Annotated in this window: 13 protein-coding genes; 11 read left to right on the forward strand and 2 right to left on the reverse strand. The window is 35.8% G+C overall.

What is annotated here, in order from left to right; all coding sequences use genetic code 11:
- The first annotated feature begins 23 nt into the window (after positions 1-23).
- Together IEV57_RS00570 and IEV57_RS00575 are read left to right on the forward strand one after the other, a co-directional pair.
- Positions 24-656 (forward strand): DUF2306 domain-containing protein, encoded by a 633-nt coding sequence (locus IEV57_RS00570; RefSeq protein WP_188438542.1) that lies wholly within the window; start codon positions 24-26, stop codon positions 654-656.
- A 13-nt stretch (positions 657-669) separates the two neighbouring features.
- Positions 670-1,479: a sterol desaturase family protein gene (locus IEV57_RS00575; RefSeq protein WP_188438544.1), complete on the forward strand. Its 810-nt coding sequence runs from the start codon at positions 670-672 to the stop codon at positions 1,477-1,479.
- 81 nt (positions 1,480-1,560) lie between these two features.
- Here IEV57_RS00575 and IEV57_RS00580 read toward each other — a convergent pair whose 3' ends face one another.
- Positions 1,561-1,860, reverse strand: a complete 300-nt coding sequence (locus IEV57_RS00580) for a hypothetical protein (protein WP_188438547.1) — start codon at positions 1,858-1,860, stop codon at positions 1,561-1,563.
- Positions 1,861-2,119: 259 nt separating this feature from the next.
- A complete protein-coding gene (locus IEV57_RS00585) occupies positions 2,120-4,006 on the reverse strand; it encodes a sensor histidine kinase (protein WP_229744188.1) in 1,887 nt (628 codons plus the stop codon).
- Between the two features lie 384 nt (positions 4,007-4,390).
- On the opposite strand from IEV57_RS00585, the gene IEV57_RS00590 reads away from it, so the two are divergent.
- The 9 genes from IEV57_RS00590 to IEV57_RS00630 all read left to right on the forward strand — a co-directional run bounded on the left by IEV57_RS00590 (position 4,391) and on the right by IEV57_RS00630 (position 12,947).
- Entirely contained in the window at positions 4,391-5,074 is a 684-nt protein-coding gene (locus tag IEV57_RS00590; protein WP_188438549.1) for a hypothetical protein, read from the forward strand.
- 225 nt (positions 5,075-5,299) lie between these two features.
- Complete coding sequence (locus IEV57_RS00595; RefSeq protein ID WP_188438551.1) at positions 5,300-5,677, forward strand: response regulator transcription factor; 378 nt, start codon at positions 5,300-5,302, stop codon at positions 5,675-5,677.
- A 149-nt stretch (positions 5,678-5,826) separates the two neighbouring features.
- A complete protein-coding gene (locus IEV57_RS00600; RefSeq protein WP_188438553.1) occupies positions 5,827-6,030 on the forward strand; it encodes a hypothetical protein in 204 nt (67 codons plus the stop codon).
- Positions 6,031-6,304: 274 nt separating this feature from the next.
- The gene (locus tag IEV57_RS00605) at positions 6,305-6,874 is read left to right on the forward strand and encodes a porin family protein (RefSeq protein WP_188438555.1); all 570 of its coding nucleotides are present in this window, start codon (positions 6,305-6,307) and stop codon (positions 6,872-6,874) included.
- A gap of 283 nt (positions 6,875-7,157) precedes the next feature.
- On the forward strand, positions 7,158-8,546 hold the full coding sequence (locus tag IEV57_RS00610) for a sensor histidine kinase (protein WP_188438557.1): 1,389 nt from the start codon (positions 7,158-7,160) through the stop codon (positions 8,544-8,546).
- Positions 8,547-8,754: 208 nt separating this feature from the next.
- Positions 8,755-10,536 (forward strand): patatin-like phospholipase family protein, encoded by a 1,782-nt coding sequence (locus IEV57_RS00615; RefSeq protein ID WP_188438559.1) that lies wholly within the window; start codon positions 8,755-8,757, stop codon positions 10,534-10,536.
- Positions 10,537-10,619: 83 nt separating this feature from the next.
- Complete coding sequence (locus IEV57_RS00620; RefSeq protein WP_188438561.1) at positions 10,620-11,507, forward strand: sensor histidine kinase; 888 nt, start codon at positions 10,620-10,622, stop codon at positions 11,505-11,507.
- A gap of 6 nt (positions 11,508-11,513) precedes the next feature.
- Entirely contained in the window at positions 11,514-11,891 is a 378-nt protein-coding gene (locus IEV57_RS00625) for a response regulator (protein WP_188438564.1), read from the forward strand.
- A gap of 15 nt (positions 11,892-11,906) precedes the next feature.
- The gene (locus tag IEV57_RS00630) at positions 11,907-12,947 is read left to right on the forward strand and encodes an adenylate/guanylate cyclase domain-containing protein (protein WP_188438566.1); all 1,041 of its coding nucleotides are present in this window, start codon (positions 11,907-11,909) and stop codon (positions 12,945-12,947) included.
- Positions 12,948-12,960 lie beyond the last annotated feature (13 nt).

A 12,960-nucleotide genomic window follows, 5' to 3' on the forward strand; every position in this document is an offset into this window, starting at 1 on the left:
TCAAGCAAATAAAATTAAAAGCCATGTCAAATTACTCTTCTATAGCGCCCAGCCGCTCTAAGGTCTTACTTAGTTGGCTAGCTGTTGTTTTCTTAACATTCTTTGCAGGAAAATTTATCCTAAACGACGCACTTCCCTACTTCGGGTTTGAAGAAGTGGTTTTCGGAAGGTTTTGGATGATGAAATGGCCACTAATCGGCCATATTACAGGCGGATTAATTGCTTTAACTTTAGGTCCCTTTCAGTTTTGGAGTGCATTCAGGAATAAGTATCTCTACATTCATCGATGGATGGGAGTTGGCTATATTCTGGGGATCTTGATTGCAGTAATCAGTTCGATTGCACTTTCGCTTACCACAGGACTAGCCATTCATTGGACTTGGAGCCTTGCTCTGTTGGGGCTTGCTGCTGCTTGGTTTTCCACAACCGCTATGGCATTTAGATTTATTCTCTTACGCCGCATTCAACTTCATAAAGAATGGATGATCAGAAGCTATGTTGTAACATTTGCTTTTGTGCTATTCCGATGGCTTACTAGTCAACCTTTCTACAATGAATTGGGCTCTTTTCAAGAAACTGGTCCAACAGCCATTTGGATATCTTGGGTGATTCCACTCTTTATTACTGAAATAATCATTCAATGGAATAAAAAATAATTGATCCTGCTACATGACAAAAACCCTCGACTTTCTTCTCTCTATTGATCTTAATTACATTGTAATTGGCTTGATAGCAATTTTCTTCAGTCTAGAACAGCTGTTGAAAACTCAGTTCTCTTACAAAAATAGAGGGAGGCATTTATGGCAAGGCTTCCTATTTCAGATTGTGTTTATCTTGCTAAATATTTTTTGGGCAATCCTCTTTGTAAATGCCATCGAATGGTTGAATCAATATGAAATCGGCTTGTTTTTTATTCTTGAACTCCCTTTTTGGATCAAGGCAGTATTGGGAATTGCTATTTTAGATTTATCCGCATATTGGTTTCACCGTATTTCTCATCTCGTACCTATCATTTGGCGATTTCACCGCGTGCATCATAGTGATACGAGTATGGACTCAACAACGTATTTCAGAGCACATCCCTTCGAAGTGTATTTATGGTTTGGTAGTGCCACTATTTTAGCCTCAGCTATTTTTGGTTTTGATCTATCTATTTTAGGCTTGTACTTCCTGGTTCTCACCTTATTTCAGATTCTTGGTCATTCCAATCTTCGATTTCCGAATTGGATTGATAGCTCATTTGGGTTAATCATTACCACACCCAACTTGCACAAGATTCACCATGATCAGGATCAATATTATACAGATTCCAATTTTGCAGACATCTTCATCTTATGGGATAGAATATTCGGCACCTACAAGCACAAAGCCGTCGATCAGATCAAATTTGGCTTGGCGGAATTTGAAGAAGAGAAAAAACAAACTTTTTGGTATTTAGTACGAAGTCCTTTTTTTAATAGCATTTCTCAAAAAAAATAACCCTCCTACTCTCGTAGAAGGGTTTATAATCAGATTAAAGATCTCATCTTTTTGAGAGTTCAATTAGATTTGTGGTGAATTTTAACGTCCCGATTTCTGCTTCTGACTTTCATTTTCAGCATTGGTATTCGGGTTTTCACGATCAGATTGGCTTTTTCCTGCTTTTTGATCGTCATCTTTTCTTTCTTGGGAAGACTTCTGATCCTTAGAAGCAACATCATGCTTTTGCTTCTTGTCACCGTCGTGATCGTTTTCTCTATCAGAATCTCTTTTGTTTCGATCTGTTTGATTCAGATCATTACTGCCTCTTTCTTGGTTGGTCTTCTGATTTGACTTGTCGTCATTTTGGGCATTGCGGTTTTGATCTTTTTGTTGGCTCATGTTATTGTGATTTAAAAGTTATAAATTATGATATTCAAATCTAACTCTTCTACTTAACCCTTCTGTTACATGATTTCTCAATAAGATTATAAAATTATCAACCACCCATTCCTTGGAAATTATCAAAGAATTAAAAAATATCACCTGTTTTTCTAAAGACATCCTTTATCCACAATTAAAATCCCACAGCTCCAAACCATAAAAAATGATAGCTTTTGAATTGCTAAAAAGCCATATGATTATGCTCTAGCAATATGAGCTATTTGTTTTTAAAACTAATCATAATCATGGTCCCGCTACTCACATCCTGAGTCAATTTGCCATCAATTTGACGAGTAAGCAAATCGACCAATTGAGTACCAAAACCAGTTCCCTTAGCTTTTGCATCTGAAGGTTTCCCAATTCCGTCATCTTTGATTTTTAATTGAAAATTGTCTTCATCCAATTTTACCAAACTTAATTCGATGTTTCCTTTTTCACCCGATGGAAAAGCATATTTCAGTGAATTGGTAAGCAGTTCGTTGACGATAAGTCCTAATGGGATGGCTGTGTCAACATCAAGATCTATTTCATTCATGTTGATATCTATGCTTATCCTTTCGCTCTCATTATAGGAATCCAAAATATTGATGCAAAGATTATCAAAGTAATTTTTCATCTCAATAAATGCCAAATGCTCGCTTTGATACAGTTTTTGATGTAATATCCCCATTGACTGTACCCTATTTTGGCTCGCCAACATCACTTCCTGCATATTAGGGTCCTCAATTTTTGCAGACTGCAAAGCCAACAATCCTGAGACTACTTCGAGGTTGTTTTTCACTCGATGATGAATTTCCTTGAGTAAGAGGACATTTTCATCGTTTTTTGATGAAAGCTGCTTTTGAGTTTTCGTCAAATCGTTGATCATGGCCTGAAGTTGATATGTTCGCTCTTCGACCTCTTGCTCCATAGCAAGAAAAAGCCTGCCATACTGATTGGTGATATAAATGTAAATGCCCAATGGATAACTGATATACAACAAGATCAAGTCTACATAATAAAAGAATGTACTCAGCGTGATGAGGTCAGCATTGACCATCCTATTGACCAATAAGAAAACAGAAGTACCTATAGCCCCAAATGTTACATAAAGCGCCCCTTTGTATTTCTCTTTAATGGCAATCCGCATGATGATGACCATCAAAATAATGACGGCAAGTATGATAATAGCATCAAAAAGAATGAAATTGAAAACAGGGAAGAAATAATTGGCAGTCCTTAATAGAGCCAACCAAACAAGATGCTTGGTCCAATAATATTTTTGTGTTCTAAATAGAGAGCTGAGAGAATAAGGTAAAAGACCATAACCCAAAGCAAAAGCCGTGGAATTTAAAATGCCACTGAATATTGGGTTTGAAAAACCAGTAAGTTCCGCAAACAGCAGTATATGAGCACAAAGGGCTGCACATAGAAAGAAAAAGGTGATAAGCGTAATCACCAGGTAAGGCTCCTCTCTCCTGAACTTGAAAAATAACAGAACATGCAACAGCAACAGAATAGAAAGCACCACTACGATTACGGATAGTGTGGCAAAGCTATTGGGATATCGGAAGTCTGAATATTTTGCTCGGACTGCTGAAGAGAACCCAACATCAAAGCCAAGATTCTCAGAAAAGTACCTAAATATTTTAAAGTTATTTTTTGCCTGATGGTTTGAAAACCTGACCGCCAAGGTATGGACATCCTGTGGGGTAATTTTCAAAGGTCTGTCTGGTGCATAATCGGGGGTATAGGTTTTTTCGAATTGCTCATCGGTGGAAAAACTCCCATAAGTTTCCACAAGCTCCCCATCCAAATAAATCTCCGCTGCTCCCCATGAATAAAAATAGAGCCTCTCGATCGCTTCAACGGTATTTTTGTCCGCAGTAAACGAAATCCTCCACCAGCCAAATCCAGACCATAAGCTGTCAGGCATTTGATAAGCTTTTAGGTCAATTGGGTTTACTTTGTACCAGTTGGAGTCATCAAAATCAGGGCTAGACCACTCCAAATCATCTCCCGGATGATATCGCCAGCTATCATTAAATTTTAATTCAAGTAAACCCTCCTTAAATAAGCTGCTGTCAATATGTGGGTTCTGTCCATAGGAATTTGAAGTGGCCAAATAAAAAAACGTAAAGGTCGCTATGCAAAAATATATGTTTATTAAACTGCTGATTTTCAGAAGAAATTGGTGGACATATAGCATGTGTCAAACATAAAATTATTTTTCGAGAATAGATATTTAAAAAATATTTAGGTATTCAAAATCTAAAAGAAAGCAGAAGAATAGCTTTAAATACGGCTGTTTAAATTCTCTAAACTCGTCTTTCGCAAAGAAAAATATTCTATTCGGGAAGAATATCAGCCATTTCGTCCTAAGTAATAAAAATAGAGAAGGCTGGGTATTTAACTTGACTCCATAAATTAGAATATAGTCAGAAATAACGTCTTTTTAATAAAATGACTTAGACCATTTGCCGATTTGGAAATCAAAAAGCAATGGTAAATGAAAAATCATTCATACTTTATGGACAATCGAACGAAGGCTTTTATAATAGAAAATAGTTACACAAAAACAGGGTTATTTTTCTTAATAATCATTCCTTTGGTAGGCATTGGATTTTACCCTAGTTACTTCAGTTTCTTTCCTACACAGTTTCAGAAAATTGATATTCTGGTGCACCTGCATTTCTTTTTTTCCGCCTTGTGGATAGTAATTTTGATATTACAACCATTTTTAATAGTCAACAAGCACTATCGGTGGCATAAACGTTTGGGTAAGGTTACCTATATTATTTTTCCCCTTTGGATAATGAGTTTTTTACCCATGATAAATAATCTCATTCAAAGTGAAAAATATAATGTTTTAGTTTTTCCTATCGGCACCATGACCTTGTTGATTATTTTTTATGCATTAGCAATCAAGCACCGAAAAACAGCTGCTAAACATATGCGCTATTTCATCGCATCAGCTATTGTTCTTATAGACCCAACAATTGGAAGATGGACTTATACAATCTTTCAAAATGACTTGATCGCTATGCCAATTACCTATGGAATTATGAATCTCATACTCATAGCACTTATATGGATGGATAAGCGTAATGGAAAGGATTATAAGCCTTATTTGGTCGCATTATCTTGTTTTCTCCTGTATAACATTGCTTTTTTTCTGGTATTCCTCAATTAACCCAAAAACACCCTTTGATGCAAGCGTAAAAACTTTGGATTGAGTAATTTTTGAATTGATAGATTTCAGTATTTCGAAAACTTTATGTTTTCACTCGGACAGATTACTGTAGCATTCGTCCCAATTCTATCATTTATCATGGCGTATTTTTATAAATTTAATCTATCCAAAAAACCAGTATATCTAATTAAACTTAAGGTGGTAATTATAAAACAATTAATAAAAATGAAATTTTTAGTAGTAGATGATGAAAGAGATGTTGAAATGCTTTTTCGACAACAACTCAGAAAAGAGATAAGAAATGGTTTGATTGAATTTGATTTTGCATTTTCTGGACAAGAAGCACTTGAAATACTAAAATCAAGAATTCCTCCGGAAGTATTATACATATTTTCAGACATCAACATGCCCGGAATGTCTGGATTAGAATTGTTGCAAAAAGTGAAATCAGAGTTTCCAAAAATTCATGTAAGCATGATATCAGCCTATGGAGACATAGAAAATTATGATCGTGCAATCAAAATCGGAGCTAAAGGGTTTTTTACAAAACCTTTAGACTTCAGCACAATCAAACAAGAGATCCAAAAGATGATAAACACCTAGCCTTGGCCAAATTTGAATATGATAATTTGTTTCAGACTTTAAAATTTAACTAAGACAGATATTTCTATCATTTATAACGCTTCTTTCAAAATAAAATTTCTTTGGTATAGCTTTTGACTAGTTGCTAGTTCACAACAAAAGAACACACAATGAAAATATTAGCAGTAGTAGGGATTCTCGCTTTGACAATGTCTTTCGGATGTACTGACAAGACCGAAAAAGTCACCAAAACTGAAATTAGAACAGAAGTTCAAAAAGAAAAAGAAGCTGATACTCAAATAAAAATTGGTACCAACGGTGGCTCTGTCAAAACAAAGAATGTAGAAGTAGAAATTAAAAACGAAAATAATTAATTCGATACCCGCTACCTGCACTTTATATCAAAAGTGCTTTCAGGATATCGGATATACCTTAAACCTATAAAAAAGCTGAGCTGAAAGGTTCAGCTTTTTTTGTGTTTACAACAAGCATAATTTATAAATCGCTTTATTAATTGAGATTTTCAAACGGGGCACCATTAATGCTCTACCCACATTAGATTGTATCCAGATATTTTAAGAGCTTTTAAAAAACCACTTTTACTAGACCAGCCTACAATTCAACAAACACTATAAATAAAAGTATAATATGAAATTTCATTTAATTGGATTGCTTTGTGCAATCATGATGACAAGTACACTTCAAGCACAACATGTAAATATTGGTGTAAAAGGTGGACTAAACGTCTACAACGTTACGGGAAGCAATTTTGATCAAAAATTAGGTGCACATATCGGACTCCTTGGTCACGTGCATTTGACAGATAAATTTGGCTTACAGCCAGAAATTTACTACTCCATGCAAGGTGCAAAATTTGCAAGTTCTGACAATAGCCTGAATTTAGGTTATATCAATGTTCCAGTTCTGCTACAATACATGTTTGACAATGGCTTCAGAATTCAAGCTGGTCCTCAACTTGGTGTATTGGCAAGTGCTAAAGCTGTCGCAGGTGATACAAAGGTTGATGTCAAAGACGATTTCAAAAGCATTGACCTAGGTCTTGGCTTAGGCGCTAGTTATGTTCATCCACCTTCTGGATTTGGAATAGATGCCAGATACAACCTTGGATTGAGTAATATCAGCGAAAATGCCTCAAATGATTATAAAAACAGAGGCTTCCAATTGGGTGTGTTCTATTTATTTAAGCATAAAAACTAAGAATCCGAAATTTTTATCTACCGGCCTAAATTCAAACTTAGGCCGGTTTTTTTATTTATATCCACACCTAAAGTACCAAAAAAGAGGTATAACCTATTTGAATCAAGTACAATTTTTTAATCTGATAATATAATTCTCAGTCACTTTTTCAAAAAATCACTATCAAATCATTATATTTAGTTTTGTGATTTTCGTCTTTTGAGATACAACTATGGAGAACTTACCCATCAACACAACAGATCAATTTTTAGAAACGATGTTTTTAACCGCAAAAGGATAGATTATGTATTTTGTAAATTTCTTTTCTCTACTCATCCTTTACTACCTGAGATCCAATATTATCAAGTTTAATCCTACATCTCCTTTAAAAAAATGGATAAATGTAGGTTTTGTAGTGGCATCAACCTTATGGATTGCTGGTGGTTCATTTGAGTTTTCGGAAGCTTATATTATAGCGACAATTATCAAGATTTTGTCAGTAGCTCTTATCGCTTATTTGGGATATCTAGTCTATAAAATCCCAGAATTTGAACGCACCAAAACATTACTCAATGCAGTAGCTCCAATAATAATCTTAGGAGTGATCGAAGACTTGATTGAGATAATCAATCCTAGATTTTACAAGGAATGGGAAAAAGTATTTGAAGTAGCTTTACTATTTGCCTTTATATGGGCTGTAGTCATGTATTTCATCACCAGAAAACAAAGAAAAGCCCTCGAAATAGAAAGACTCAAAGCGATAGAAAGAGAACGGGAAATGGAGATCATCGAATCCGTAAAAGCTTCCCTAGAATTAGAAGTAGCAGATCGCACCAATGAACTAATCAGACAAAAAACAGAATTAGAAAAAACGCTAGAAGAGCTCAAAGCCGCCCAATCACAGCTCATCCATGCCGAAAAAATGGCTTCTTTAGGAGAATTGACTGCTGGCATCGCTCACGAAATTCAAAACCCACTCAATTTTGTCAATAACTTCTCAGAAGTAAGCATAGAATTGCTTGAAGAAATCCGAGAATTGAGAGTTAAGAAGCGAGAAACAAAAATCGATACAAAAGATGAAAATGAAGAACTCCAAGATGAAATCCTGGAAGATATCAGTAAGAATCTAGAAAAAATCACCCATCATGGCAAGCGTGCAGACTCTATTGTAAAAGGAATGCTCGAACACAGCAGAAGCAATTCTGGAGAAAAAATACCGACTGATATCAATCTCTTGGCAGATGAATACCTCAGACTTTCTTTTCATGGAATTAGAGCAAAAGACAAATCATTCTCAGCAGATTTTTCTACAGATTTTGATCAATCAATCCCCCTTGTCAACGTAGCATTTTCAGATATTGGGAGAGTATTTCTGAATATTTTTAACAATGCATTTTATGCCTGTAATGACAAAAGAAAAGTTTCGGAAAGTTACATACCGAAAGTTCAAGTCAGTACCAAAAATCTAGGTAGTATTATAGAAATCATTATTTCAGATAACGGAAATGGTATTCCTGATCAAATCAAAGATAAAATATTTCAACCTTTTTTCACGACCAAACCAACAGGGTTAGGTAAAGGTCTGGGTTTGAGCCTAAGTTATGATATCATCAAGGTACATGGCGGGGAGATTGCTGTCAAAAGTGAACCCAATCATGGGACACAATTTATCATTACTCTTCCATTAGATTAAACCGATAAATTACCTGATATAGGAGAGGGGTACCAATTGAAGAAATTGCACTTTTAAAAAAATAAAAACATCTGTTTGAGGGTAAGGTAATAATTATAAAAACGGATCCTGAAACACTAGAACAAAAGATTGCAACCTATCAACAAAATATTGGTAGGCTAATTCTATAATTTTAAGAAATAGTTTAATAAACAACTATTCCCACAATATGGCCGATATTTCAAACCCGGAAAATTATCCACATCAATTGCTTCAAAAACTCTTTGAAGAGATGGATCCTGCGAGCCTTCAAGAAATTTATCAAAAAGGTAAAAAGATAAAACTTAAAGCAGGCGAATATCTCTTCAAACAGGGTGATAGCAAGAACGAACTTTTTATAGTAATCAGCGGTAGACTTCGCGCAACTAGTCAAGAAAAAGGAGGCACTGTCATCTTAGGAGATATTGCAGAAGGGGAACCTGTAGGAGAAATAGCGCTTTTTACCAAAGAGCCAAGAATGGCAAGTGTAGTGGCAATCAGAAACTCTAGTGTCCTTCAAATCGGTCAAGAACAATATAAAGACATAGTCCAAAAGTATCCTGACTTTGCATCAGCGCTTACGAATTTTATAATCAAAAGACTTCGGAGAAATATCCTTCAGCAACATGTAGAAGCCGCGCCTAAAAATATCACTATTATCCCACTGCAAGGTGATTTGGATCTCAGCTATTGGGTGAATGCCATCCAAGAAAATCTTTCAAAGTCGTTTGGGTCTGTCAATCCCTTTTATATGCCTTTGGATGGAGAAAAATCCTTTGGCGAAGCTTTTGAGGCAATTGAAAATCATGCTGGCATCAATATTCTGATAGCTGATCAGACTAATCCCGAATGGACAAAACATTGTTTGGCTTATGCCGACCTTGTTGTCGTTGCTTCAAATTTTTACGCAGATCCAAACCTCTACGAAATAGAAAAAGAGCATCATCTCTATGAAAAACATATTTTAAACAAAAAAACATATCTGCTATTACTCCATCAGAATGAACATAAAACTCCAACCGGAACCTCAATGTGGTTTCAGGATAGAGCATTTCATCTTCATATTCATGCAAGAAAGGGTAATCAAAAAGATTTGAATAGACTCTGCCGAATCATCACCAATCAGGCAGTTGGATTGATACTGGGTGGAACAGGAGTAAAAGGGTATGCCCATGTCGGCGCAGTAAAGGCATTATTGGAATCTGGTGTAGAGATCGATTTTGTAGGTGGGTCAAGTGCAGGTGCACTTTATGGAATCAGTATGGCCTATGCGGATTTTGACTTTGGAAAAATCGATGAGATTTGTGAAAATGCGAGTGAGAAAGAGCTTTCTGTCAACGACTATTTTTTATCCGTCTTTTCTTCAACATCTGAGAAAAATATTAGTGCTTTTATGAAATCTATTTTTGGAAAAACAAACCTCGAAGACCTTTGGATCAACTCCTATTGCGTATCGGCCACAGTTTCCAACTCAGAAGTGAAAATCCATCGTCATGGACCGGTCTGGCAACATGTCCAAGCGAGTTTTTCACTTCCAGGGATTTTTCCTCCTGTGGTAATCGGCGACCAACTTCATATAGATGCCGGCACATCAGATGGTCTCCCTGTCGACCCCATGTATCAGTTTCCTGTCAAGCATATCATTGCCATTTCCCTTTCAGGCACAGAACCTCAAGATGTGAATAATAAAGATATCCCATCCATATGGAAACAGATAAAAGGGACTTTCAGCAAAACCAAAAAGTTTGATGATCCAGTAGTGACATCTGTACTGCTAAATTCAATGACCTTCAAAAGTATCCAAAAAGAAGAAATTACGAAATCGAAAGTCTCACTCTATTTCGATATTAATCTAAGAGCTGTAAGTATGCTCGATGATAGCAAATGGAAAAAAGTCATAAAAAAAGGACATGATCAGATAAAATCTTATCTTGATGAGCTAGATGATGAAAATAGGTTTTGGAAAGGCTAGTAATTGTTTTTTCAATCTTTAAATAATGTTTTAAGTCAGTGAATTTTTCAAAGAATAAATTATCTCCAAAAATATAATGCTCTATGAGTGATGAACGAGAGAAGTTTGAACTAGAAAACAAAAAATGCAAGGATGCCCTTGAAGAGGTAAAGCATACTTTGGCTGCGACTCAGATGAAATTGATAGCGCTAGAAAAACTTGCATCCCTAGGTCAACTTTCTGCTGGAATCGCCCATGAAATCAAAAACCCATTGAATTTTGTGAATAACTTTTCTGAATTGAGCATGGAATTGATTGAAGAGATCAATGAAGAACTGAAAACAATAGAAGATAGCCCCGCCAAAAATAACATCATCGACATCTTGAATGATGTCAATGAAAATTTAAAAAAGGTCCATCATCATGGAAGTCGAGCGGACGGCATAGTGAAATCTATGCTGATGCACAGTCGTGGAGGTACAGGTGAAAAAGAAAAAATTGATCTCAACGAGATGATCAAAGAGTACGTAAACTTGGCTTTTCACGGCATGAGGGCTAATAAAAAAGCCATAAATGTGAAAATTGATTTAGCTCTAGATCTTGAAGTGGGTCAGGTAAGGCTAAACCCTGAAGAATTTAGCCGGGTAATTTTAAATTTGTGTAACAATGCTTTTGATACACTTAGAGAAAAAATTTATTCACTCCCAGAATCTGAGCAGAATGATTTTCATGCCCTACTTACAGTCCAAACGATATGTGATGGCAATCAAATAGTCATTATCATAAAAGACAACGGCATGGGTGTTTCTTCAGAAATCAAAGATAAAATTCTAGAGCCTTTTTTCACAACCAAAAAAGGCAAAGAAGGAACAGGGTTAGGACTAAGTATTACAAATGATATTATAAAAGATCATGGAGGTACGATAGTTATCAATTCTGACGAAGGAGTTTTTACGGAGTTCGTAATCACCATACCCAAAAACAAAAAATAAGAAGATATGAAAATACTAATTGTTGATGATGAAAGAGACGTTGAAATGCTCTTCAGGCAAAAATTCCGAAAGGAAGTTCGTGCAAATGAAATCGAATTAGCATTTGCCTTTTCAGGAAATGAAGCCTTAGAAATTTTGGGTAGCGATCATCCCCCGCAGTTCGTCTATGTCTTTTCAGATATCAATATGCCTGGCATGACAGGATTAGAGCTTTTGGATAAGATCAAAATCAAGTTTCCAGAAATCAATGTCAGTATGATTTCAGCATACGGAGATACAGAAAACTATGACAAAGCTATCAAATCAGGAGCGAAGGAATTTTTCACGAAGCCCATAGATTTTGATATTTTAAAAGCAGAAATAAAAAGATTATCCAACCAATAGTAAGATTAAAAAAGAATGGCAAAAATTTTAGTAGTCGATGATGAAGAGGATTTAGAAATTTTAATCAAACAGAAGTTTAGACAAAAAATCCGTCAGAACGAATATGAATTTGTATTCGCCATGAATGGAAGACATGCTTTGGAGCAATTGCAAATCCATAAAGACATAGACATTGTCTTGAGTGACATCAATATGCCTGAAATGGACGGCTTGACGCTGCTCTCAAAACTAAGTGAACAAAACACACTTTTGAAGTCAGTGATTGTATCCGCATACGGAGATATGGACAATATTCGGATTGCGATGAATCGAGGAGCATTCGATTTTGTCACCAAACCAGTAAACTTTGCAGATCTCGAGATTACCATAGACCGCACGATGAATCACGTCCTTATGCTTAGGGATACTCTAAAAGCTGTCAAAGAAAATAACATTCTCAAAATGTATGTGGATGAGACGGTGCTCAATTTCATGGGAGGAAAGGAAATAGAACAAGCCATGCTCCTTAATGAAATCATAGAAGGCACGGTGGTTTTTATAGACATTTGTAGCTTTACTTCTATCAGTGAAAACGAAAGTGCAGATCAAGTCGTAGAATTGCTGAATCGCTATTTTGATATCATGGTTCAGGAAATCATTAAAGAAAGTGGGGTAGTAGACAAGTTTATTGGTGATGCTATTATGGCTGTATTTACAGGAGAATATCATATCGATAGAGCATTAGATGCTTGTCTCTCGATCAAAAGAACGCTCGGAAAGATTCATGAAGAGTCTACAGATTCAGGATTCAAACCTAAGGTTTCTATTGGGCTAAACTCAGGGGAAATGGTATCTGGAAATATCGGTTCCTCTACCTTAAAGCGTTTTGACTTTACCGTCATAGGAGACACAGTCAATGTAGCAGCTAGGTTGCAAGCAGCAGCAGCGCAAAATCAAATCTTAATTTCATCAAAGAGCTATGAATTAGTCAAGGAATCATTTCACTGTGAAAAAGTTGGCGAGTTAAATCTCAAAAATAAAAAAGAGCCCTTCTTGACTTACCAAGTCTTAGAATAAAAATCCAAAATAA

The sequence above is a fragment of the Belliella aquatica genome, assembly GCF_014637795.1.
Taxonomy (GTDB): Bacteria; Bacteroidota; Bacteroidia; order Cytophagales; family Cyclobacteriaceae; genus Belliella; species Belliella aquatica.

Excerpts from the sequence above, each read along its gene's own strand:
- IEV57_RS00610 (WP_188438557.1), top strand. The coding sequence starts at position 7,158 with ATGTATTTTGTAAATTTCTTTTCTCTACTCATCCTTTACTACCTGAGA.
- IEV57_RS00570 (WP_188438542.1), top strand. The coding sequence starts at position 24 with ATGTCAAATTACTCTTCTATAGCGCCCAGCCGCTCTAAGGTCTTACTT.
- IEV57_RS00615 (WP_188438559.1), top strand. The coding sequence starts at position 8,755 with ATGGCCGATATTTCAAACCCGGAAAATTATCCACATCAATTGCTTCAA.
- IEV57_RS00575 (WP_188438544.1), top strand. The coding sequence starts at position 670 with ATGACAAAAACCCTCGACTTTCTTCTCTCTATTGATCTTAATTACATT.
- IEV57_RS00595 (WP_188438551.1), top strand. The coding sequence starts at position 5,300 with ATGAAATTTTTAGTAGTAGATGATGAAAGAGATGTTGAAATGCTTTTT.
- IEV57_RS00630 (WP_188438566.1), top strand. The coding sequence starts at position 11,907 with ATGGCAAAAATTTTAGTAGTCGATGATGAAGAGGATTTAGAAATTTTA.
- IEV57_RS00580 (WP_188438547.1), bottom strand. The coding sequence starts at position 1,860 with ATGAGCCAACAAAAAGATCAAAACCGCAATGCCCAAAATGACGACAAG.
- IEV57_RS00590 (WP_188438549.1), top strand. The coding sequence starts at position 4,391 with ATGAAAAATCATTCATACTTTATGGACAATCGAACGAAGGCTTTTATA.
- IEV57_RS00605 (WP_188438555.1), top strand. The coding sequence starts at position 6,305 with ATGAAATTTCATTTAATTGGATTGCTTTGTGCAATCATGATGACAAGT.
- IEV57_RS00620 (WP_188438561.1), top strand. The coding sequence starts at position 10,620 with ATGAGTGATGAACGAGAGAAGTTTGAACTAGAAAACAAAAAATGCAAG.
- IEV57_RS00625 (WP_188438564.1), top strand. The coding sequence starts at position 11,514 with ATGAAAATACTAATTGTTGATGATGAAAGAGACGTTGAAATGCTCTTC.
- IEV57_RS00600 (WP_188438553.1), top strand. The coding sequence starts at position 5,827 with ATGAAAATATTAGCAGTAGTAGGGATTCTCGCTTTGACAATGTCTTTC.